The sequence below is a fragment of the Cupriavidus taiwanensis genome, assembly GCF_900249755.1.
Lineage (GTDB): Bacteria > Pseudomonadota > Gammaproteobacteria > Burkholderiales > Burkholderiaceae > Cupriavidus > Cupriavidus taiwanensis_D.
Genome location: NZ_LT976853.1, coordinates 1,292,785 through 1,311,742 on the forward strand (window position 1 = coordinate 1,292,785; position 18,958 = coordinate 1,311,742).

General features: G+C 68.7%; 17 protein-coding genes and 1 riboswitch. Of the genes, 7 read left to right on the plus strand and 10 right to left on the minus strand.

What is annotated here, in order from left to right; genetic code table 11:
• Positions 1 to 34 precede the first annotated feature (34 nt).
• On the minus strand, positions 35 to 610 hold the full coding sequence (locus tag CBM2594_RS05920) for a TMEM165/GDT1 family protein (protein WP_116356022.1): 576 nt from the start codon (positions 608 to 610) through the stop codon (positions 35 to 37).
• A gap of 27 nt (positions 611 to 637) precedes the next feature.
• A riboswitch (yybP-ykoY riboswitch) is annotated at positions 638 to 874 on the minus strand.
• A gap of 48 nt (positions 875 to 922) precedes the next feature.
• Positions 923 to 2,098 (minus strand): fatty acid desaturase, encoded by a 1,176-nt coding sequence (locus CBM2594_RS05925; protein ID WP_232346570.1) that lies wholly within the window; start codon positions 2,096 to 2,098, stop codon positions 923 to 925.
• On the opposite strand from CBM2594_RS05925, the gene CBM2594_RS05930 reads away from it, so the two are divergent.
• Complete coding sequence (locus tag CBM2594_RS05930; RefSeq protein ID WP_198048101.1) at positions 2,097 to 2,270, plus strand: hypothetical protein; 174 nt, start codon at positions 2,097 to 2,099, stop codon at positions 2,268 to 2,270. The genes CBM2594_RS05925 and CBM2594_RS05930 overlap by 2 nt on opposite strands.
• Before the next feature lie 16 nt (positions 2,271 to 2,286).
• Here CBM2594_RS05930 and guaD read toward each other — a convergent pair whose 3' ends face one another.
• The 5 genes from guaD to xdhA form a co-directional block, all read right to left on the minus strand.
• A complete protein-coding gene (gene guaD, locus CBM2594_RS05935) occupies positions 2,287 to 3,609 on the minus strand; it encodes a guanine deaminase (protein ID WP_116356023.1) in 1,323 nt (440 codons plus the stop codon).
• A gap of 78 nt (positions 3,610 to 3,687) precedes the next feature.
• Complete coding sequence (locus CBM2594_RS05940) at positions 3,688 to 4,743, minus strand: adenosine deaminase (RefSeq protein ID WP_116356024.1); 1,056 nt, start codon at positions 4,741 to 4,743, stop codon at positions 3,688 to 3,690.
• Positions 4,744 to 4,794: 51 nt separating this feature from the next.
• Entirely contained in the window at positions 4,795 to 5,784 is a 990-nt protein-coding gene (gene xdhC / locus CBM2594_RS05945) for a xanthine dehydrogenase accessory protein XdhC (RefSeq protein ID WP_116356025.1), read from the minus strand.
• A gap of 167 nt (positions 5,785 to 5,951) precedes the next feature.
• Positions 5,952 to 8,336, minus strand: a complete 2,385-nt coding sequence (gene xdhB / locus CBM2594_RS05950) for a xanthine dehydrogenase molybdopterin binding subunit (protein WP_116356026.1) — start codon at positions 8,334 to 8,336, stop codon at positions 5,952 to 5,954.
• 25 nt (positions 8,337 to 8,361) lie between these two features.
• On the minus strand, positions 8,362 to 9,876 hold the full coding sequence (xdhA, locus tag CBM2594_RS05955; protein WP_116356027.1) for a xanthine dehydrogenase small subunit: 1,515 nt from the start codon (positions 9,874 to 9,876) through the stop codon (positions 8,362 to 8,364).
• 219 nt (positions 9,877 to 10,095) lie between these two features.
• Between xdhA and CBM2594_RS05960 the strand changes: the two genes are divergently transcribed.
• Positions 10,096 to 11,043, plus strand: coding sequence for a LysR substrate-binding domain-containing protein (locus tag CBM2594_RS05960; RefSeq protein WP_010809162.1), 948 nt, complete (start codon positions 10,096 to 10,098; stop codon positions 11,041 to 11,043).
• 22 nt (positions 11,044 to 11,065) lie between these two features.
• Here CBM2594_RS05960 and CBM2594_RS05965 read toward each other — a convergent pair whose 3' ends face one another.
• Entirely contained in the window at positions 11,066 to 11,851 is a 786-nt protein-coding gene (locus tag CBM2594_RS05965; RefSeq protein WP_373457583.1) for a substrate-binding domain-containing protein, read from the minus strand.
• A 191-nt stretch (positions 11,852 to 12,042) separates the two neighbouring features.
• Here CBM2594_RS05965 and CBM2594_RS05970 point away from each other — a divergent pair, with 191 nt between their 5' ends.
• From CBM2594_RS05970 to CBM2594_RS05990, 5 genes are all read left to right on the plus strand, one after another.
• The gene (locus tag CBM2594_RS05970) at positions 12,043 to 13,128 is read left to right on the plus strand and encodes a substrate-binding domain-containing protein (RefSeq protein ID WP_116356028.1); all 1,086 of its coding nucleotides are present in this window, start codon (positions 12,043 to 12,045) and stop codon (positions 13,126 to 13,128) included.
• A gap of 105 nt (positions 13,129 to 13,233) precedes the next feature.
• Positions 13,234 to 13,833, plus strand: a complete 600-nt coding sequence (locus CBM2594_RS05975; protein WP_116356029.1) for a DUF4126 domain-containing protein — start codon at positions 13,234 to 13,236, stop codon at positions 13,831 to 13,833.
• A gap of 85 nt (positions 13,834 to 13,918) precedes the next feature.
• Positions 13,919 to 16,534 (plus strand): ABC transporter permease, encoded by a 2,616-nt coding sequence (locus CBM2594_RS05980; protein ID WP_116356030.1) that lies wholly within the window; start codon positions 13,919 to 13,921, stop codon positions 16,532 to 16,534.
• A gap of 24 nt (positions 16,535 to 16,558) precedes the next feature.
• Complete coding sequence (locus CBM2594_RS05985) at positions 16,559 to 16,975, plus strand: group II truncated hemoglobin (RefSeq protein WP_116356031.1); 417 nt, start codon at positions 16,559 to 16,561, stop codon at positions 16,973 to 16,975.
• 40 nt (positions 16,976 to 17,015) lie between these two features.
• Positions 17,016 to 17,612, plus strand: coding sequence for a DUF924 family protein (locus CBM2594_RS05990; RefSeq protein ID WP_116356032.1), 597 nt, complete (start codon positions 17,016 to 17,018; stop codon positions 17,610 to 17,612).
• A 60-nt stretch (positions 17,613 to 17,672) separates the two neighbouring features.
• Here the strand turns inward: CBM2594_RS05990 and CBM2594_RS05995 are convergent, their stop codons facing one another.
• The gene (locus CBM2594_RS05995) at positions 17,673 to 18,257 is read right to left on the minus strand and encodes a TIGR00730 family Rossman fold protein (protein WP_116356033.1); all 585 of its coding nucleotides are present in this window, start codon (positions 18,255 to 18,257) and stop codon (positions 17,673 to 17,675) included.
• A complete protein-coding gene (locus CBM2594_RS06000; RefSeq protein WP_018005421.1) occupies positions 18,254 to 18,952 on the minus strand; it encodes a TetR/AcrR family transcriptional regulator in 699 nt (232 codons plus the stop codon). The genes CBM2594_RS05995 and CBM2594_RS06000 overlap by 4 nt, the downstream gene beginning before the upstream one ends.
• Positions 18,953 to 18,958: the final 6 nt, after the last annotated feature.

Sequence of the window (18,958 nt, forward strand, 5' to 3'; positions counted from 1 at the left end):
GCGTTCGAGGCCTTCAACTGGCCTGCTGCACCGTTCACCCTCCGATATTCAGCAACGCCAGCACCCCCAGCACCAGGAAGATCCCCGCCGCAATCTTGTGCACCAGCGCGATCGGCATCTTGTTGGCGAACCTGTCGCCCAGCAGCACAGCCGGTGCATTGGCGATCATCATGCCGAAGGTGGTGCCCATCACCACCGCCAGCACCGCATCGCTGAAGCGCGCCGCCAGCGCCACCGTGGCGATCTGGGTCTTGTCGCCCATCTCGGCAAAGAAGAAGGCGACCAGCGTGGTGCCGAGGATGCCGATGAAGCCCTTGACGGGCCTGGCCTGGTCGGCGTCGTCGAGCTTGTCGGGGATCAGCATCCATGCGGCCATCGCGATAAAGCCCAGGCCCAGGATCCAGCGCAGCAGGCTTTCGCCGACTACGTGCGTGATCCAGCCGCCGAGCGCGCCGGCAAAGCCGTGGTTGAACAGCGTGGCGATCAGGATGCCGAGGATGATGGGCACCGGCCTGCGGTAGCGCGCGGCCAGCACCAGCGACAGCAATTGCGTCTTGTCGCCCATTTCTGCAAGGGCGACGATGCCTGTGGAGACGAGGAAGGCTTCCATATTGGTCTTGTGGGGTAACCGGGCCGCAATGCATCGCGAGATGCCAATGACGCAACCCTTTCCCGGCCCGGCCAGAAAGGGATGGTCATCGGTCTCGCCAGGCATGGACGCTGCCTGGGCCGCGTGGCCAGGCGGGTCCGGAGCTGCGCACGCCATAACCGCAAGCGGTCAAGTCTGTTGACGTACGCCCCTGTCCCCCGGATTTCCGCATTGCGCGGCGCGGTGAGAGCAGGGCGGCTACTCCCCAATGGAAGCGGCGATTATAACCGCGGCGGCGGTGGATCGTCCACCGCCGCCGCGTTCGGCAGGCGATCAGGCCGGCACCGGCGCGTTGTCGCTGGTCTGGCGGCCGCGGAAATCGGTCCAGCACAGCGCCTTGAAGTCATAGAGCTTGCAGCGGCGCGCGGTGTCGAAGTACCAGCGCCACGAGAAGTTCTCGATGATGATGCGGCCCGGCAGCGCGTGCTCCAGCAGCGCCTGCGCGCGCTTGAGGCGGTACAGCGGCACGCTCATGTCGACGTGGTGCGCGGTGTGTTCCATGATGTGATGCAGCGCTGCGCCTATGCCGTGGCGGAAGCGCAGGTGCACGGTGGTCGAGACGAACGGCTGGGCCCGCGCCCACATCGCCTTGGTGTCGTACCAGGCGACGCTGGTGTGGGTATGGTGCACGTACAGCACGAAGCCGACGGTGACGTTCCATACCAGGAAGGGCAGCACGAAGCCGGCACCGATCAGCATCCAGACGGACTGCTCCGTGGCCAGCGCCAGGCCCGCCAGCGCGCCGATCCAGGCCAGCCCGAACGCCGCCACCAGCACGCAGTCGCCGGTGAAGATCGGGCGGCGCGTCGCCATCTGGCGCTTGCTGGGGAAGAACAGCTTGCACCACCAGATCTCCACCAGGTAATACAGGCCGGGGCCGAAGCCGGTGCGGTAGATGCGCTCCATCACGCGGCGCCAGCGCGGCAGCGCGTTGAATTCCTCGAGCGAATAGGGCGCCCAGACGAAGTCGAAGCCCTTCAGGTTGGTGTAGCCGTGGTGCACCACGTTGTGGCCGACTTCCCACAGGCTATAGGGCGTCAGCGACGGCAGGAAAGTCAGCCGGCCCAGCCACTTGTTCAGGCCGCGGCGCGGGGTCAGGCTCTGGTGGCAGGCATCGTGGCCGATGATAAACAGGCGCGCGATCACCAGCCCCGCCAGCACGCCCAGCGCCAGCTTGGCGGCCCAGTGCGGTGCCAGCACCACGCCGGCCAGCACGGCGCCGAACAACAGGTAATCGAAGGCGAACAGCATCAGCGCGCGCGGCGTGCTGCGCTGGCCCAGCGGGATCAGCCAGCCGCGGATGATCTTGCGCGAGGGCAGCGGCGCGTCTGGCGCGATCGGTTCCGGCAGGGGCGCGTCATGCGGGGCGTGGGGGTGCGCGCGGGGGTGCGCGGTGGCTTGCGGGGCGGCAGGCCCGGCGGGGGAATCTGCGGTGTGAGAGGCGGTCATGCAGAACCTTCTGATTGCGGTCGATGGGTATGGCTGCGCGGCAACGCAGAACGGCCGCGGCGGAACCGCAAGGTTAGAAGGCTTTGTCGAGGACAGTCTTGACGGTCGTCAAGCCGGTGGGATGGCGGAAGCGGTAAAGAAGCGCCCGCCGCAGGGCGGCGGGCGCTGGTGAGCAGTCGTGTGGCGGATCAGGCTGCCGGCACGCTGGCGGCCTCGCCCATCACGTAGACGCTGTCGATCACGCGGTCGTCGCCCAGCATGGCAAAGGCGAACAGCTCTTCTTCCAGCGTTTCCGAGCGGTTGCTGCGTCGTGCGATCAGCGGCGTGGCCTTGGGGTCGAGCACGATGAAGTCGGCCTCGCAGCCAACGCTGAAGCTGCCGACGCGGCCGGTCCAGCCCAGCGCCTCCGCCGCGGCGCGGGTGGCAAGGTAGAACATGCGCAGCGCGGTCAGGTAGTAGCCGCCCATGCGCGCCACCTTGTGCGCGGCGTTCATGGTGCGGAACATCGAGAACGAGGTGCCGCCGCCGACGTCGGTGGCCAGCGTCACGTTCAGGCGGTTGGCATCGGACTGGTGGAAGTCATAGAAGCCGCTGCCCAGGAACAGGTTGGAGGTGGGGCAGTGCGCCACCGCGGCGCCGCTGTCGGCCAGCCGGCGGCGGTCGTCCTGGTCCAGGTAGATGGCGTGGCCGTACATCGCACCCGGGCGCAGCAGGCCGTAGCGGTCGTAGACGTCCAGGTAGCTGCGCGCATCGGGGAACAGCTCGGCCACCCATTTGACCTCGTCGCGGTTTTCGGCCACGTGGGTCTGGATAAAGGCGTCGGGGTAGGCCCGCGCCAGCTCGCCGCACGCGGCCAGCTGCGCCTCGGTCGAGGTGGGGGCGAAGCGCGGCGTGATGGCGTACGACAGGCGTCCCTTGTTATGCCAGCGCGACAGCAGGTCGGCGGAGTCCTGCGCGCCGCTCTCGGCGGTGTCGCGCAGGAATTCGGGGCAGTTGCGGTCCATCATCACCTTGCCGGTGACCATGCGCAGGTTGCGCGCCTCGCTTTCGGCAAAGAGCGCGTCGGCCGAGGCCTTGTGCACCGTGCTCCAGACCACCGCGCTGGTGGTGCCGTTGCGCAGCAGTTCCTCGGTGAAGAAGCCGGCGACGCCGCGCGCGTAGTCGGGGTCGGCGAAGCGGCGCTCTTCGGGGAAGGTGTAGGTGTCGAGCCAGTGCAGCAGGCCCGGCGACGGCGACGCGATCATGTCGGTCTGCGGGTAGTGCACGTGGGTGTCGATAAAGCCGGGCACGATCAGCTTGCCGCGATGGTCGACGACCTCGGCGCCGGCCGGAATGCGCTCCGCCAGCTCGGTGTAGTCGCCGGCGGCGGCGATGCGCCCTTCGGTGACGATCAGCACCCCGTCGTCCCAGTACTGATACGCGTCCTCATGGAATTGCGGGTCGCGCAGGAAATGCAGCACGCGGCCGCGAATGGCACGGGTACGGGAGTCAGTGGTGGGGTGGGTCGTCATGGCTTGTCTCTCGTGACCGGCCCGCGCGGCACCGCGAAGGGTGCAAGCAGCAGGCCGGGCTATTGGCATGCGCCGCGCTCAGGCCGCGGGGGCCGTTGCGGGCGGGGACTTGGGCGGAGCGGACCAGAAGTGGTCGACTTCCGCCAGGAACTCGGCCTTCTGCATGGCAGGCAGGAAGGCCGCTTCAAAACTGTTGCGCGCCAGCTTGTGCGCATCGGCCGCATCCAGCGGCAGCGCGTCGAAGGTGGCTTCCCAGTTCGCATTCATATAGCCGCCGAAGTAGGCCGGGTCGTCCGAATGCAGCGTGACCGCCACGCCCGCATCCAGCATGCGCTTGAGCGGGTGGTCGCGCAGGTCGGGGTAGACCTTGAGCTTGACGTTCGACAGCGGGCACACCGTCAGCGCCACGCGCTCGCGCGCCAGGCGCGCAACCAGCGCGGGATCGTCGATGGCGCGCACGCCGTGGTCGATGCGCTCGGCCTTCAGGATGTCGAGGGCATCGGCGACGTACTGCGCCGGGCCTTCCTCGCCCGCGTGCGCGACCAGGTGCAGGCCCAGCTCGCGCGCCCGGGCGAACACGCGCGCGAATTTCTCGGGCGGGTTGCCTTGTTCCGACGAATCGAGCCCGACGCCGACGAAGCGGTCGCGGTACGGCAGCGCCGCGTCCAGCGTGGCGAACGCGTCTTCTTCCGGCAAATGGCGCAGGAAGCACAGGATCAGGCTGCTGGAGAAGTCGTACTCGGTGCGGGCCTGCGCCAGGGCATCGGCAATGCCGTCGATCACCACGCCGATCGGCACGCCGCGCGCGGTATGGGTCTGCGGATCGAAGAAGATCTCGGCGTGGCGGACGTTGTCGGCGACGGCGCGCTTGACGTAGTCCATCGTCATGTCGAAGAAATCTTCCTCGGTCAGCAGCACGCTGGCGCCGGCGTAGTAAATGTCCAGGAACGACTGCAGGTCGGTGAAGGCGTAGGCGGCGCGCAGCGCCTCGACGCTGGGGTAGGGCAGCGCCACCTGGTTGCGCTGCGCCAGCCGGAAGATCAGTTCCGGCTCGAGCGTGCCTTCGATATGCACATGCAGTTCGGCCTTGGGGGTGCGGCGGATCTGGTCCGCCAGCGCGGCATCGATGGTCATGGGGGCCTCGTGTTCTCTATGCCCGCCGGCCAGGGCCGGCGGCACGGGTTCTCAGGGATGCACCGCCTCCGGCAGGCCTGCACGCAGCGCGGCCAGGCGCTGTTCGCGGACCTGCAGCAGCTGGGCGACGATAGCAACCGCAATCATAGCCGGTGCCTTGTCGGTTATCCCGGGAACCCCCATGGGGCATGTCATTTCCGCAAACCTGGCCGGGTCGATGCCGTGTTCGGCCATGCGGTGTTCAAAGCGCGCGCGCTTGGTCTTGGAGCCGATCAGCCCGAAGTAGGCGAAATCGGTGCGCTTCAGGATTTCTTCGCACAGGGTCTGGTCGAGCGCATGGCTGTGCGTCATCACCAGGAAGTAGCTGCCCGCGGGCGCCTGCGCGACCACGGCCTCGGGCGTGTCGCTGGCCTCGGCCTCGACGTTATCCGGCAGCCCGCCGGGGAACAGCGTGTCGCGCTCGTCGACCCAGTGCACGCGGCACGGCAGCGTGGCCAGCACCTTGACCAGCGCATGGCCGACATGGCCCGCGCCGAACAGCACGACGTGCATGGTGTCGGGCACCAGCGTATCGGTCCAGCTGCCGTCGGCGTGCAGCGTTACGCCGGGGATCACGGCATGGCTGTCGCCATGGGTGATCGCGCCGCTGGCCGGCACCTGCCGCTGCAGTGCCTTGCCGGCAGTGAAATTGCATTCGATCGCGTCGAGCCAGTGCAGGTCGGCTGCGCCCAGCACCTCGAACGCAAGCTGCACCACGCCGCCGCAGCACTGCCCCAGCGCCGGCCCGAGCGGAATGCGCTCGATCCGGCGTTGTTCACCGCGCACCAGCATCTCGCGCGCGATGTCCATGCCGCGCCATTCCAGGTGGCCGCCGCCGATGGTGCCGACCAGGTCGTCGGCGCTGACCAGCATGCGGATGCCGGCCTCGCGCGGCGCCGAGCCCTTGACCTCGACGATGGTGACCATCGCCACCGGCACGCCGGCACGCACCATGCGGGCGGCGTCGGCGAAGCGGAAGGGTTTGAGCGGTGCGTCCTGCATGGTCGGGGGCCTTGTGGTGATGCGTGGTATCGCTGGTGTGATCGCTGGTGTGATCGCTGGCGTCAGGGGTGGCGCGCGCCTGCTTCTGCCACCGGCCCCTCGCCTGTCAACGCAGTCGAGGGGGGAAAGTCCGGGGCTTCCGCAGGCGCGCGCTTCCTTGCCACCTTTCAGGCCGCCGGAGCAGCCACCTGAGCAGCCACCTGAGCAGCCCCTTGCGCCACCGCCGCGCGCACGGCGTCTGCCGCGTCGAGGATTGCCTCGCTGGTGGCCGGGGCCTTCAGCGGCGGGTTGATGCGGTAGTCGCCCAGCGCGGCCACGGCGTCGCGGATCGCGAAGAACACCGAGAACGGCAGCAGCAGCGGCGGCTCGCCGACGGCCTTGGAGCGGTGGATGCTGTCCTCGACATTGCGGTTGTGGAACAGGCGTACGTTGAAGGCCTCCGGGCAGTCGTTGACCGTCGGGATCTTGTACGTCGACGGGGCGTGCGTCATCAGCTTGCCGTCCTTGTTCCACCACAGTTCCTCGGTGGTCAGCCAGCCCATGCCCTGGATGAAGGCGCCTTCGACCTGGCCGATGTCGATCGCCGGGTTCAGCGAGCGGCCGGCGTCGTGCAGCGCGTCGGCGCGCAGCAGCTTCCATTCGCCGGTGAGCGTGTCGACCAGCACCTCGGAGCACGCGGCGCCGTAGGCGAAGTAGTAGAACGGGCGGCCCTGCAGCGTCTTCTGGTCCCAGTGCAGCTTGGGCGTGGTGTAGAAGCCGTCGGACCACAGCTGCACGCGCGCCACGTAGGCTTCGCGCGTTAGCTCGCCGAACGACAGCCGCAGTTCGCCGGCGCTGACCAGGTCATCGTTGAAGCGCACCTCGGACGGCGCCACGCCGGCCTTGCGCGCGGCAAACTCGGCCAGGCGCTCGCGGATCTGGCGCGCCGCGTCCTGCGCGGCCTTGCCGTTCAGGTCGGCGCCGGTCGATGCCGCGGTGGCCGAGGTGTTGGCCACCTTGCTGGTGTCGGTCGCGGTCACGCGCACGCGCTCCATGCGGATGCCGAGTTCGTGCGCCACCACCATCGCCACCTTGGTGTTCAGGCCCTGGCCCATCTCGGTGCCGCCGTGGTTGACCAGCACCGAGCCGTCGTTGTAGACGTGCACCAGCGCGCCGGCCTGGTTGAAGTGGGCCACGTTGAACGAGATGCCGAACTTCACCGGGGTGATGGCGATGCCCTTCTTCAGCACCGGGCTGGCGGCGTTGAACGCGCGCGTGGCCTCGCGGCGGGCGCGGTATTCGCTGCTGGCTACCAGTTCGTCGATCAGCTCGTGGATGACGTTGTCTTCCACGGTCTGGCCGTAGGGCGTGACGTTGTTCTCGGTCTTGCCGTAGAAGTTGGCGCGGCGCACGTCCAGCGAATCCTTGCCGACCGCGCGGGCGACGTTGTCCAGGATGTACTCGACCGCGAACGCGCCCTGCGGACCGCCGAAGCCGCGGAACGCGGTGTTGCTCTGCGTGTTGGTCTTGCCGCAGTAGCCGTCGATCTGCACGTTCGGCAGCCAGTAGGCGTTGTCGAAGTGGCAGATGGCGCGGGTCATCACCGGGCCCGACAGGTCGGCCGAGAAGCCGGCGCGCGACACCATCTCGACCTTGACGCCTTCGATATGGCCCTCGTCGTCGTGGCCGACGCTGTAGTCGAACACGAAGTCATGGCGCTTGCCGGTGATCATCATGTCGTCGTCGCGGTCCGGGCGCAGCTTGACCGGGCACATCAGCTTCCACGCCGCCAGCGCGGCGCAGCAGGCGAACAGCGCCGACTGCGATTCCTTGCCGCCGAAGCCGCCGCCCATGCGCCGGCATTCGACCAGCACCTGGTGCGCGTGCCAGCCCAGCATGTGCGCGACCGCGTGCTGCATCTCGGTCGGGTGCTGGGTCGAGCACCACACATGCATGCCGTCGTTCTCGCGCGGCGCGGCGTACGAGATCTGGCCTTCCAGGTAGAACTGCTCCTGGCCGCCGAGGTGGATCGTGCCGCTGTCCTGGTGGGCCGCGCCGGCAATGCGCGCGGCGGGCTCGCCGCGAGTCAGGTGCATCGGTGGCAGCACGTAGCTGCCGGCCTCGTGCGCGGCCTGCGGCGACAGCACCGGCGGCAGGTCTTCGTAGTCGATCACGCCAAGGCGGGCGGCGCGGCGGGCGGCGTCATGCGAGGTCGCCACCACGATGAAGACCGGCTGGCCGATGAACTGCACCACGCCGCGCGCCAGGATCGGGTCGTCGTGGATGATCGGGCCGCAGTCATTGGTGCCGGGAATGTCGTCCACGGTCAGTACGTCGACCACGCCGGGCGCGGCGCGCACCTTGTCAAGCGAGACCGACTTGATGCGCGCGTGCGCGCGGCTGCTCATGCCGAGCGCGGCGTGCAGCGTGCCGGCCAGCTCGGGGATGTCGTCGGTGTAGGTGGCGGTGCCGGCCACGTGCAGGTGGGCCGATTCGTGCGGACGCGAGATGCCGACCTGCGGTACCTGTTCGGCGGCGGCGTCGAGCAGGAAGGGTTCGGTTTGCTTGTTCATGCCGATGCTTTCCTTGTTCTGTGGCTCAGGCCGTGGCGGTTGCGGCTGCGGTTTCAGTGGTGCCGGCGCCAGGGGCGCGGACATTGACGGCTGCGGCGGGCAGTGCGTCGGCGTTGGTTTCCAGCCAGAACCGGTACAGCAGGTTGGCGGCGCCGCGGCTGCGGTACGACGCGGTCGCGCGCATGTCGGACAGCGGCGTGTAGTCCTGCGCCAGCGCGGCCATGCCGGCACGCGCGGTGGCTTCGTTCCACGGCTGGCCGGTCAGCGCGGCCTCGGTGGCGGGGGCGCGCTTGGGCGTCGCGGCCATGCCGCCGAAGGCGATGCGGGCCTGCGTGACGATGCCGTCCTGCACCGTGATGCCGAACGCGGCGCACACCGCGGAAATATCCTCGTCAAAGCGTTTGGACAGCTTGTAGGTGCGGAAGTGCTGCGGGCCGGCGACCGGCACGCGCAGCGCGGCGACGAACTCGCCCAGCTGCATCGCGGTCTTCTGGTACGCCAGGTACAGGTCTTCCAGCGGCAGCGTGCGACGCGTCTCGCCGTGCTGCAGCACCACTTCCGCGCCCAGCGCGATCAGCGCCGGCATCGAGTCGCCGATCGGCGAGCCGTTGGCGATATTGCCGCCCAGCGTGCCGGCATTGCGGATCGGCAGCGAGGCAAAGCGCTTCCACAGTTCTTCCAGCTCGGGATGCGCGGCGTTGAGTGCGGCGTAGGCCTTTTCCAGCGTCACGGCGGCGCCGATCTCGACCATGCCGTCGCGTTGCTCGATGTGGTTCAGGTCTTCCACCTGGCCCACATAGAGCAGGTTGCCCAGCTCGCGGAATTGCTTGGTGACCCACAGGCCCACGTCGGTGCTGCCGGCCAGGATGCGGATATCGGGCTGCGCCGCCTTGATCGCGCCGAACTCGGCCGCGGTGCGCGGGGCCAGGAACTCCTGGCCCTGGGCGCGGTAGCGGAAGGTCTCGCCGCGCTTCAGGTTGCGCAGGGTGTCGGCGATCTGCTTCGGGTTGAGCTTGTCGGCGCTGGGGGCGGGCAGGGCCATCATGCGCTCGCCGGCATCGATGATCGGGCGGTAGCCGGTGCAGCGGCACAGGTTGCCGGTCAGCGCGTCGCAGATGGTCTGGCGCGAGGGGGCTTCGCCGCCCGGGGTGTGCTGCTGGTACAGCGCCCACAGCGACATCACGAAGCCGGGGGTGCAGAAGCCGCACTGCGAGCCGTGGCACTCGACCATGGCTTCCTGCACCGGGTGCAGGTTGCCGTCGGCCTGGCGCAGGTCCTCGACCGTGATCAGGGCCTTGCCGTCGAGCGTGGGCAGGAACTGGATGCAGGCGTTGACCGCCTTGAATTCGACGTCGCCGCCGTCCTGCAGCTCGCCGACCACGACGGTGCAGGCGCCGCAGTCGCCTTCGGCGCAGCCTTCCTTGGTGCCGGTGCAGCGCGCGTCTTCACGCAGGTACTGCAGCACGGTGCGGGTAATGGGGGCGTCGGATACTTCCTTGACCTGGCCGCGGTGGAAAAAGCGGATGGTTTGCGTCTCCATGGTCTTCTCTCTCTTGGGGATGGCGGAAACATAGCATCGCTACGTTTCATGCAATATTCGACCCAGGTGATATGCGCCATCAGCGGGCATGCCCGTCGGTGCCCGTCCGCACCGAGCGGTATGCGGATTTGACCGATTGTGGGGTGCCTGTCATACACTATGCGCCGTTCCCATCCCCCACGCCACCCATCCGGCCCCCGCCGGAGGGCCGCCATCGCCATGCACGGACGCGACCATCTCGATACCTATTTGCTGCGGGTGCTCCATACCCTGCTCACCGAGCAGAGCGTGACCCGCACCGCCGTGCGCCTAGGCCAGTCCCAGCCCGCCATCAGCAACACCCTGAAGCGCCTGCGCGAGATCACCGGCGACGCCATTTTGGTGCGGGGCAAAAACGGCATGGTGCCCACCGAGCGCGGCCGCGAACTGCTGGCGCTGGCCGAGCAGAGCCTGGCGGCGATGGACCGCATCGCGCGCCCGCCGCAGCAGTTCGACCCGGCCACCACCACGCGCACCTTCCACCTCGGCGCGCCCGACTACCTGGACGCCTTCTTCCTGCCCAATATCGTCGAGCGCGTGCGCCGGCTGGCGCCGGGCGCCAAGCTGTTCGTGCATCCGATGACGTCGTCGTCGGACTTCCTCGACGACCTGGAACAGGGGCAGCTGGATATCGTGGTCGGCAACTGGCTGTCGCCGCCGGAGCACCTGCATATCTCGCCACTGTTCGACGACGAGGTGGTGTGCATGCTGGGCGCGCAGCACCCGCTGGCGCGCAAGGGACTGACGCTCAAGCATTACCTGGAAATGCCGCACCTGGCGCCGGCGCCCTATGCGTCGATGCAGCGCAGCATGATCGACCAGGCGCTCGCCGAGCAGGGCTACAAGCGCAATATCCAGGTCACGCTGCCGTACTTCGGGCTGGTGCCGTATGTGCTGATGAAGACCGACATGGTCTTCACCACCGGCCGGCAGTTTGCCGCGCACTATGCGCAGTACCTGCCGATCCGGATGGTGCCGTCGCCGGTGTCGTTCCCGCGCATGCGCTTCTACCAGCTATGGCACGAGCGCTGCCACGCCGCGCCGGACGTGATGTGGATCCGGCGCATGATCGCGGAGGTGGCGGCGGATCTGCCGCAGTTGCCGAGGCTGGAGGCGGAGGCGGGGTGAGCCGCGACGCGGGCGGCTGGTGCTACTTTGACTGGGAAGTGGGGAAGAACAGCCGCTCCCCCTCCACCTTGTACCCCGCGATCGCGTCCTGTCCTTCCTTCGACGTGATCCACTCCACCAGCTTCATCGCATCCTTGTAGTTGGTGCCCGGATGCCGGGCGGGGTTGACCGCGATGATCCCGTACGGGTTGAACATCTTCGGGTCGCCTTCGATGGCGATCGCCAGCCCGGTCTTGGCCCGGTAAGCGCCGTAGGTGGCGCGGTCCGACAGCGTGTAGGCCGGCATCTGCGCCGCCATGGTCAGCACTTCGCCCATGCCCAGGCCGGCGTTGACGTACCACGGCTGGCCCCTGGGCTCGATGCCGAGCTGCTTCCAGTAGTCCTTTTCCATCACGTCGGTGCCGGAGTTGTCGCCGCGCGAGATGAACTTGCTGCCGCTGGCGGCGAGCTTGCGCAAGCCGGCCAGCACGTCCTTGCCGCCCTTGATGCCAGCCGGGTCGCTGGCCGGCCCGACCACGATGAAATCGTTGACCATCACGTCGCGCCGGTTCACGCCGTAGCCGGCGGCGACGAAGGCGTCTTCCATCTTGCGCGCGTGCACCAGCAGCACGTCGACATCGCCCATCTCGCCCATCTTCATGGCCTTGCCCGAGCCCACGGCGATCACCTTCACGGTGACGCCGGACTTTTGCTCGAAGCGCGGCAGCAGGTACTTCAGCAGGCCCGAGTTCTCGGTGCTGGTGGTGGTGGCCAGCTTCAGCTCGCCGGCATGCGCGGCGGACAGCAGGCCGATGCAAAGGAGCGCCATGGCGATGCGGCGCGCGTGGCGGCGCAAAGACTGGACAGGGCTTGGCATGTGGATCTCCTCGATGTTATGTTTTACTGAACATAATTGCTTTTGCCTTCCGATCTCATGGAGAATGCGGCAAAACAACATAAGAATGGGGTATTCATTGTGGTTCAGTCGAGTTCGACAAGTAAATATGTAGCGGAGAACCTATGACCTTCCGCTTCGACCTGTTTCCGGTGGTCGCCCCCGACGACAATCCGCGCGCCAATGCCAAGGTGTTCCAGCTGCTCAAGGCCGTGCGCGAGACCGGGTCGCTGCACCGCGCCGCGCGCGAGATCGGGCTGTCGTACCGCCACGCCTGGGGCGTGATGCGGTCGTGGGAAGAGATGCTCGGGCGCAGCGTGCTGGATATGGAGCGCGGGCGCGGCGCCTCGCTGACGCGCTTCGGCGAGCGCCTGCTGCGGGCCGAGCTGCGCCTGCGCGAATCGATCGAGCCGGCGGTGCAGCGCGCCATGGCGGAGTTCATCGCCGACCTCGATGACGCGCAGCAGCCGCAGGCATGCGTGCATTTCACGGGCAGCCATGATCCGGCGGTGGAGGTGCTGGCCACCGCGCTGGGCAACGCCGCCAGCCCGCTGCAGCTCGACACGGTGTTCTGCGGCAGCGTGGAAGGGCTGATCTGCCTGCAGGAGCGCCAGTCGGAACTGGCCGGATTCTATGTCTCGCCGGTGCAGACCGCGGGCTCGGTGGCGCACGTGACCTTGCGCAAGTGGCTGCGGCCTGGCTCGGTGCGGCTGCTGCGGCTGGCGTGGCGCGAGCAGGGGCTGATGCTGGCGCGCGAGGTGCACGACTTGCGCGGACTGGCGCGCAGCCAGGTGCGCTTCGTCAATCGGCAGCGCAGTTCGGGCACGCGCATGCTGTTCGACCAGCTGCTGGCGGCCGAAGGCCTGTATCCCGACCTGATCAACGGCTACGACGAAACCGAGTTCAGCAATGAAAAAGTGGCGGAAGCCGTGCACAGCGGCCGCGCCCAGGCCGGTTTCGGGCTGCGCATGAACGCCGAGGCCCATGGGCTGGCGTTCGTGCCGCTCACGCGCGAGGCCTATTACCTGGCGCTGCGCAAGAACGACCAGACCGCCGGCTGGATGGCCGCGCTGCTGGCGCTGCTGGCCGATCCGGCCTTTGCCCGGCGCATCGAGGCGCTGCCCGGCTACACCATGGCCGAGCCGGCGGGCATCCTGACCCCGCAAGAGGCGCTGCCGTGGTTCGGGCCGGACGGCAAGGAAGGGAGCTGAGCGCCGTCCGCCCCGTCCGCCCCGTCCGCCCCGTCCGTATTACACTCCCAGCCAGGGCGCGCCGATGTCTGCACCGGCCCGCGCCGGACCCTTGCAAGGAGCGCCATGCTGGAAACCGCCGCGCTGGCCGCGGGCATGTCCTGGGCCAGCGGCTTTCGCCTGTATCTTGCCGTGCTGGCCGCCGGGGTGCTGGCGCGGCTGGGCTGGCTGGAACTGCCGCCCGGGCTGCAGCCGCTCGAATCCTGGTGGGTGATCGGCGTGGCCGCGGTGCTGGCCGTGGCCGAGTTCGTCGCCGACAAGGTGCCGGCCTTCGATACCGTCTGGGACGGCATCCATACCTTTATCCGCATTCCCGCCGGCGCGATCCTGGCCGCGGCCGCGTTCGGCCAGCTCGATCCGCAGTGGGTGGTGGCGGCGGGCCTGATCGGCGGCACGCTGGCCGGCACCGCGCATGCGGTCAAGGCCGGCACGCGCGCACTGATCAACGTGTCGCCGGAACCGTTTTCCAACTGGACGGCCTCAGTCACTGAAGACCTGACCGCCACCGGCAGCCTGCTGCTGGCGTTCTTCGTGCCGGTGCTGTTCCTGGTGCTGCTGGCGATTTTCCTGGTGGCGTCGGTGTGGCTGCTGCCCAAGTTGTGGCGCGGCGTGCGCCGCCTCCATGCCAGCCTGCGCGGCGGCACCCGGCATGACGCGCCGCGCTAGCGCCGCGGGCCTTCCCGCCTGCTTTTCCGCATTGCCCGACTGACCCGAGGCGCAACGGCGCCAGCAACCAAGAACACACCAACCGATGCCCTCCGAGTCTGCCATCGACGTCCCCGCCACTGCCGCCCAACCCGCCGCACTGCACGCTGCCGCTGGCGGCAAATTCTCCGCCTGGCGCCAGGCGCTGCGCATGGCCCGGCGCGACTGGCTGGCGGGCGAGCTCTACCTGCTGCTGTTTGCGCTGGTGCTGGCCGTGGCCGCGCTGACCAGCGTGGGCTTCATGGCCGACCGCATGCGGCTGGGCCTGGAGCGCGATGCGCGCCAGATGATCGCATCCGACGTGCTGCTGGTGGCCGACCAGCCCTTCGATGCCGCCTTTGCCCGGCGCGCGCGCTCCGCCGGCCTGGCGGTGGCGCAGACCGTGACCTTCCCGAGCATGGCCACCGCCGAGGGCAAGGCCCAGGCCGGCGCCGAGCCCACCAGCCAGCTGGCCGCGCTCAAGGCGGTGACCGACGGCTATCCGCTGCGCGGCAAGCTCAGGGTGGCCGGCGCGCCGGGCGGGCCGGACGCGCCCGCCGCTGGCATTCCCGGGCCGGGCACGGTATGGGTCGACGAGGCGCTGCTGGGCGCGCTGGGCGTTGCGGTGGGCGACAGCCTGCGGCTGGGCAGCCGCAGCTTCCGCATCGACCGCATCATCACGCAGGAACTCGACCGCGGCACCGGCTTCATGAACTTCGCGCCGCGCGTGCTGATGCCGCTCGCGGAGCTGGACAGCACCGGGCTGATCGGCTGGGGCAGCCGCGTCACCTACCGGCTGCTGGTGGCCGGCCCCGACGCCGCCGGCGCGGCCTTCCAGAAGTGGGCGCAGGACGAGATCGAACGGCGCCAGCTGCGCAATACGCGGGTCGAGTCGCTGGAATCCGGCCAGCCGCAGATGCGCGCCACGCTGGACCGCGCCGAGCGCTTCCTGTCGCTGGTGGCGGTGCTGTCGTCGATGATCGCGGCGGTGGCGATCGCCATGTCGGCGCGCCGCTATATGCAGCGCCACACCGATGCCTGCGCGGTGTACAAGTGCCTGGGGCTGTCGCGCGGGCAGATCCTGCGCGCGTTCGGGCTGGAATTCCTGCTGGTCGGCGCGGCCGGCGCGCTGGCCGGCGTGCTGCTCGGCTACCTGGCGCACTATGGCCTGCTGCTGTCGCTGGGCGGGCTGCTCAAGGTGTCGCTGCCGCAGCCGTCGCTGCTGCCGGCGCTGGTGGGCGTGCTGGCCGGGCTGGTGCTGCTGGCCGGGTTCGCGCTGCCGCCGCTGCTGGCGCTGACGCGGGTCGCGCCGCTGCGGGTGCTGCGGCGCGATATCGGGCTGCCGCCGGTGTCGGCCTGGGTGGCCTACGCGCTGGGACTGGGCGCCTTTGTCGCGCTGCTGCTGGTGGCGGCGCGCGACCTGCGGCTGGGCCTGACCACCGCCGGCGGCTTTGTCGCCGCGGGCATCGTCTTCGGCGTGCTCGCGCTGGCCCTGCTGACGCTGCTGTCGCGGCTGCTGCGCGGACGACTGCGCGGGCGCGCGGCGGTGGGGTGGCGCTTTGCGCTGGCGGTGCTGGAGCGCCGCCGCGCGGTCACGGTGCTGCAGACCGTGGCGCTGGCGGTGGGACTGATGGCGCTGCTGCTGCTCGGCATGACGCGCAACGACCTGGTCGATTCCTGGCGCAGCGCCACGCCCGCCGACGCGCCCAACCGCTTCATCATCAATATCCAGCCGGACCAGCGCGAGCCGCTGCGCCAGATGCTGGCCGGCGCCGGCATCACGGACCTGCTCTACCCGATGGTGCGCGGGCGCCTGACCCATATCGGCGAGCGCGCCATCCGCGGCGACAGTTTCGAGGACGGGCGCGCGCGCAACCTGGTCGAGCGCGAGTTCAACCTGTCCTATACCGATGCGCTGCCCGAGGGCAACCGCGTCATCGCCGGGCGCTGGTCCAACGGCTCCGACGGCGCCGAGGCGGGCGCGTCGGTGGAAGAGGGCATTGCCAAGACCCTGGGCATCCGGCTCGGCGACACGCTGCGCTTCGACGTGGCCGGCCAGCCCGTGCAGGCGCGCGTGACCTCGCTGCGCAAGCTCGACTGGGGCTCGATGCGGGTCAACTTCTTCGTGATCCTGCCGCCGCGGGCGATGCAGGGCATGCCCGAGACCTACATCACGTCGTTCCACCTGCCGCCCGCCAGCGCCGCGCTGGGCAACCGGCTGACCGCGGCCTTTCCCAACATCACCGTGGTCAACACCGACATGATCCTGCGCCAGATCCAGGACATCCTGGACCAGGTGATCGCGGCGGTGGAGTTCCTGTTCGTCTTTACGCTGGCTGCCGGGGTCACCGTGCTGTACGCCGCGCTGTCCGGCGCGCGCGACGAGCGCATGCGCGACGCCGGCCTGCTCAAGGCGCTGGGCGCCTCCGCGGCGCTGGTGCGGCAGACGCAGTATGCCGAATTCCTGGTGGTGGGCGGGCTGGCCGGCCTGCTGGCCAGCATCGGGGCGATCGCGGTGGGCTGGGGGCTGTCGCAGTACGTGTTCGACTTCCCGTACCGCTTCAATGCGTGGATCGTGCCGGTCGGCGTGGTTTCTGGCATGCTGTGCGCTTTTGCCGGCGGCTGGCTGGGCCTGCGCGCAGTGCTGCGCCAGCCCGCGCTGGCGACCTTGCGCGATGCCTGAGTGGCTGCGCTGTTTGAGTGTGTAATGAGTACTGAATCCGACGACAAGCCCGGCAACGCCGAGGTCACTGCATTTGAACTGGTGGGCGGCGAGGCGCGCGTGCGCGAGCTGGTCGACCGCTTCTACGACCTGATGGACCTGGAACCGCAGTTCGCGGGGCTGCGCGCGCTGCACCCGCCGTCGCTGGACGGCTCGCGCGACAAGCTGTTCTGGTTCCTGTGCGGCTGGCTGGGCGGCCCCAACCACTTTATCGAGCGCTTCGGCCATCCGCGCCTGCGCGCGCGCCACATGCCGTTCGAGATCGGCGTCAGCGAGCGCGACCAGTGGATGCGCTGCATGGCGCTGGCGATGCAGGACATCGGCCTGCCCGAAGACCTGCAGCTGCGCCTGATGCAGGCCTTCTTCCAGACCGCCGACTGGATGCGCAACGTGGCGCGCTGAGGCGCCGCGGCTTCGGTTTTCACCTCGAGAGGTTTTCCGCATGACCGCCCAACTGCCTGAAGACGCGCAGCGTGTGCTGGATTTCTGGTTCGACCGGTCCGGCTCGGCCGCCTGGAATACCGCGCGGCCGCAATGGTTCACCAAGTCGGACGCATTCGACGCACAGATCCGCGCCAACTTCCTGTCCGACTGGCAGGTCGCGTGCGACGGCGCGCCCGACGACTGGTCGGTCACACCCGAGGGCGCCTGCGCGCGCGTTGTGCTGCTGGACCAGTTCCCGCGCAACATGTTCCGCAACGATCAGCGCAGCTTCGGCACCGATGCGCAGGCGCTGGCGCTGGCCAAACGCATCGTTGCCGCCGGCATGGACCGCGCGTTGCCGACCGACTTCCACCGCATGTTCTGCTACATGCCGTTCGAGCATTCCGAAGCGCTGGAAGACCAGGACGAGGCGGTGCGGCTGATGACGCAGCTGCGCGACGTGAGCGGCGGGAAAGTGGATGTGGTGGAGTGGGCCGAAAAGCACCGCGTGATCATCGCGCGCTATGGCCGCTTCCCGCATCGCAATGCGGTGCTGGGCCGCCAGAGTACGGCGCAGGAACTGGCGTTCCTGCGCGAGCCGGGCTCGTCGTTCTAGGCCAGTTGCACTGAACACGTCATTCCCGCTTTCGCGGGGACGACGGGCGCAACGCCGGATTCAGGTCTGCTCGCGCGCCTGCTGCCACTTGTCGACGCGCACGCGCGGCGCCGCCGCCAGTTGCGCCAGCAGCCCGGCGGGCGTGTCGCCCACGTGCAGCAGTTCTGCGTGCACCTGCTTCAGGAAGCCTTCGCGCACCGCGTGCGACAGGAAGCCCAGCATGCCGTCGTAGAAGCCGGCGACATTGAGCAGCCCCACCGGCTTGGCGTGATAGCCCAGCTGCAGCCAGGTGAAGGTCTCGAACAGTTCCTCGAAGGTGCCCACGCCGCCGGGCATGGCGACAAAGGCGTCGGCGCGGTCGGCCATCATCTGCTTGCGTTCGTGCATGTTGCGCACCACGTGCAGCTCGGTCAGCCCGCGGTGGCCGACCTCCTTCTGCATCAGCGCTTCCGGGATGATGCCGATGACACGGCCGCCATGTTCCAGCACGGCATCGGCGACGATGCCCATCAGGCCCACCTTGCCGCCGCCGTACACCAGCGCCAGCCCGCTTTCGGCCAGGGTGCGGCCGAGCAGGCGCGCGCCTTCGGCGTATTCGGGTCGGTTGCCGGGACTGGACCCGCAATACACGCAGACGGATTTCACTTCGTTTCCTTTGCCGCGCCGGCGGCCTTGGCGGCCGCGTAGTCGCGCGCCAGCTGGTCGAATGCCTCCCGCGCCCGGCCGCGCAGGTAAGGGGCCAGGATCGAGAAGATGTGGTAGCTCGAGCCGTGCAGGTAGCCGCGGATCTGCTCGGGATCGTTGTACTGGCGCGGATGCTGCACGAACTGGAACGACAGCCAGTAGGTGGCGACCACCACCATGTTGGTGCAGATGGCCTCGACCTGCTCGGGCGTGGCTTCCATCTCGCCGTCCTCGATGAACTGGCGGCAGATCTCGTGCGCAAAGCGCTGCTTCTGCTCGACGATGCGCTTGAAGTTGGTCTCCAGCATCCGGTTGCGCGCCAGCAGGTCGTTGATGTCGCGGTACAGGAAGCGGTAGTTCCACAGGAACTCGGACATGTACTGCAGGTAGCCCCAGCTTTCGTCGAGGGTGGCCTTGTGGTCGTCCGGCATCTTCAGGCGGCGCTCCATCTCCTGCTCGAAGCGCACGAAGATCGAGTTGATGATGTCGTCCTTGTTGCGGAAGTGGTAGTAGAGATTGCCGGGGCTGATCTCCATCGCTTCCGCGATCGTGGTGGTGGTGACGTTGGGCTCGCCGACTTCGTTGAACAGGCGCAGCGAGACGTCGAGGATGCGGTCCCTGGTGCGGCGGGGGCCGGTTTGCGGTTTCGGTTCCATGGGCGT

What these genes read in the sequence shown, in the direction of transcription:
- CBM2594_RS05920 (WP_116356022.1), bottom strand. Translation starts at nt 610, where the DNA reads ATGGAAGCCTTCCTCGTCTCCACAGGCATCGTCGCCCTTGCAGAAATG.
- CBM2594_RS05930 (WP_198048101.1), top strand. Translation starts at nt 2,097, where the DNA reads ATGCAGAACCTTCTGATTGCGGTCGATGGGTATGGCTGCGCGGCAACG.
- CBM2594_RS05925 (WP_232346570.1), bottom strand. Translation starts at nt 2,098, where the DNA reads ATGACCGCCTCTCACACCGCAGATTCCCCCGCCGGGCCTGCCGCCCCG.
- guaD (WP_116356023.1), bottom strand. Translation starts at nt 3,609, where the DNA reads ATGACGACCCACCCCACCACTGACTCCCGTACCCGTGCCATTCGCGGC.
- CBM2594_RS05940 (WP_116356024.1), bottom strand. Translation starts at nt 4,743, where the DNA reads ATGACCATCGATGCCGCGCTGGCGGACCAGATCCGCCGCACCCCCAAG.
- xdhC (WP_116356025.1), bottom strand. Translation starts at nt 5,784, where the DNA reads ATGCAGGACGCACCGCTCAAACCCTTCCGCTTCGCCGACGCCGCCCGC.
- xdhB (WP_116356026.1), bottom strand. Translation starts at nt 8,336, where the DNA reads ATGAACAAGCAAACCGAACCCTTCCTGCTCGACGCCGCCGCCGAACAG.
- xdhA (WP_116356027.1), bottom strand. Translation starts at nt 9,876, where the DNA reads ATGGAGACGCAAACCATCCGCTTTTTCCACCGCGGCCAGGTCAAGGAA.
- CBM2594_RS05960 (WP_010809162.1), top strand. Translation starts at nt 10,096, where the DNA reads ATGCACGGACGCGACCATCTCGATACCTATTTGCTGCGGGTGCTCCAT.
- CBM2594_RS05965 (WP_373457583.1), bottom strand. Translation starts at nt 11,851, where the DNA reads ATGGCGCTCCTTTGCATCGGCCTGCTGTCCGCCGCGCATGCCGGCGAG.
- CBM2594_RS05970 (WP_116356028.1), top strand. Translation starts at nt 12,043, where the DNA reads ATGACCTTCCGCTTCGACCTGTTTCCGGTGGTCGCCCCCGACGACAAT.
- CBM2594_RS05975 (WP_116356029.1), top strand. Translation starts at nt 13,234, where the DNA reads ATGCTGGAAACCGCCGCGCTGGCCGCGGGCATGTCCTGGGCCAGCGGC.
- CBM2594_RS05980 (WP_116356030.1), top strand. Translation starts at nt 13,919, where the DNA reads ATGCCCTCCGAGTCTGCCATCGACGTCCCCGCCACTGCCGCCCAACCC.
- CBM2594_RS05985 (WP_116356031.1), top strand. Translation starts at nt 16,559, where the DNA reads ATGAGTACTGAATCCGACGACAAGCCCGGCAACGCCGAGGTCACTGCA.
- CBM2594_RS05990 (WP_116356032.1), top strand. Translation starts at nt 17,016, where the DNA reads ATGACCGCCCAACTGCCTGAAGACGCGCAGCGTGTGCTGGATTTCTGG.
- CBM2594_RS06000 (WP_018005421.1), bottom strand. Translation starts at nt 18,952, where the DNA reads ATGGAACCGAAACCGCAAACCGGCCCCCGCCGCACCAGGGACCGCATC.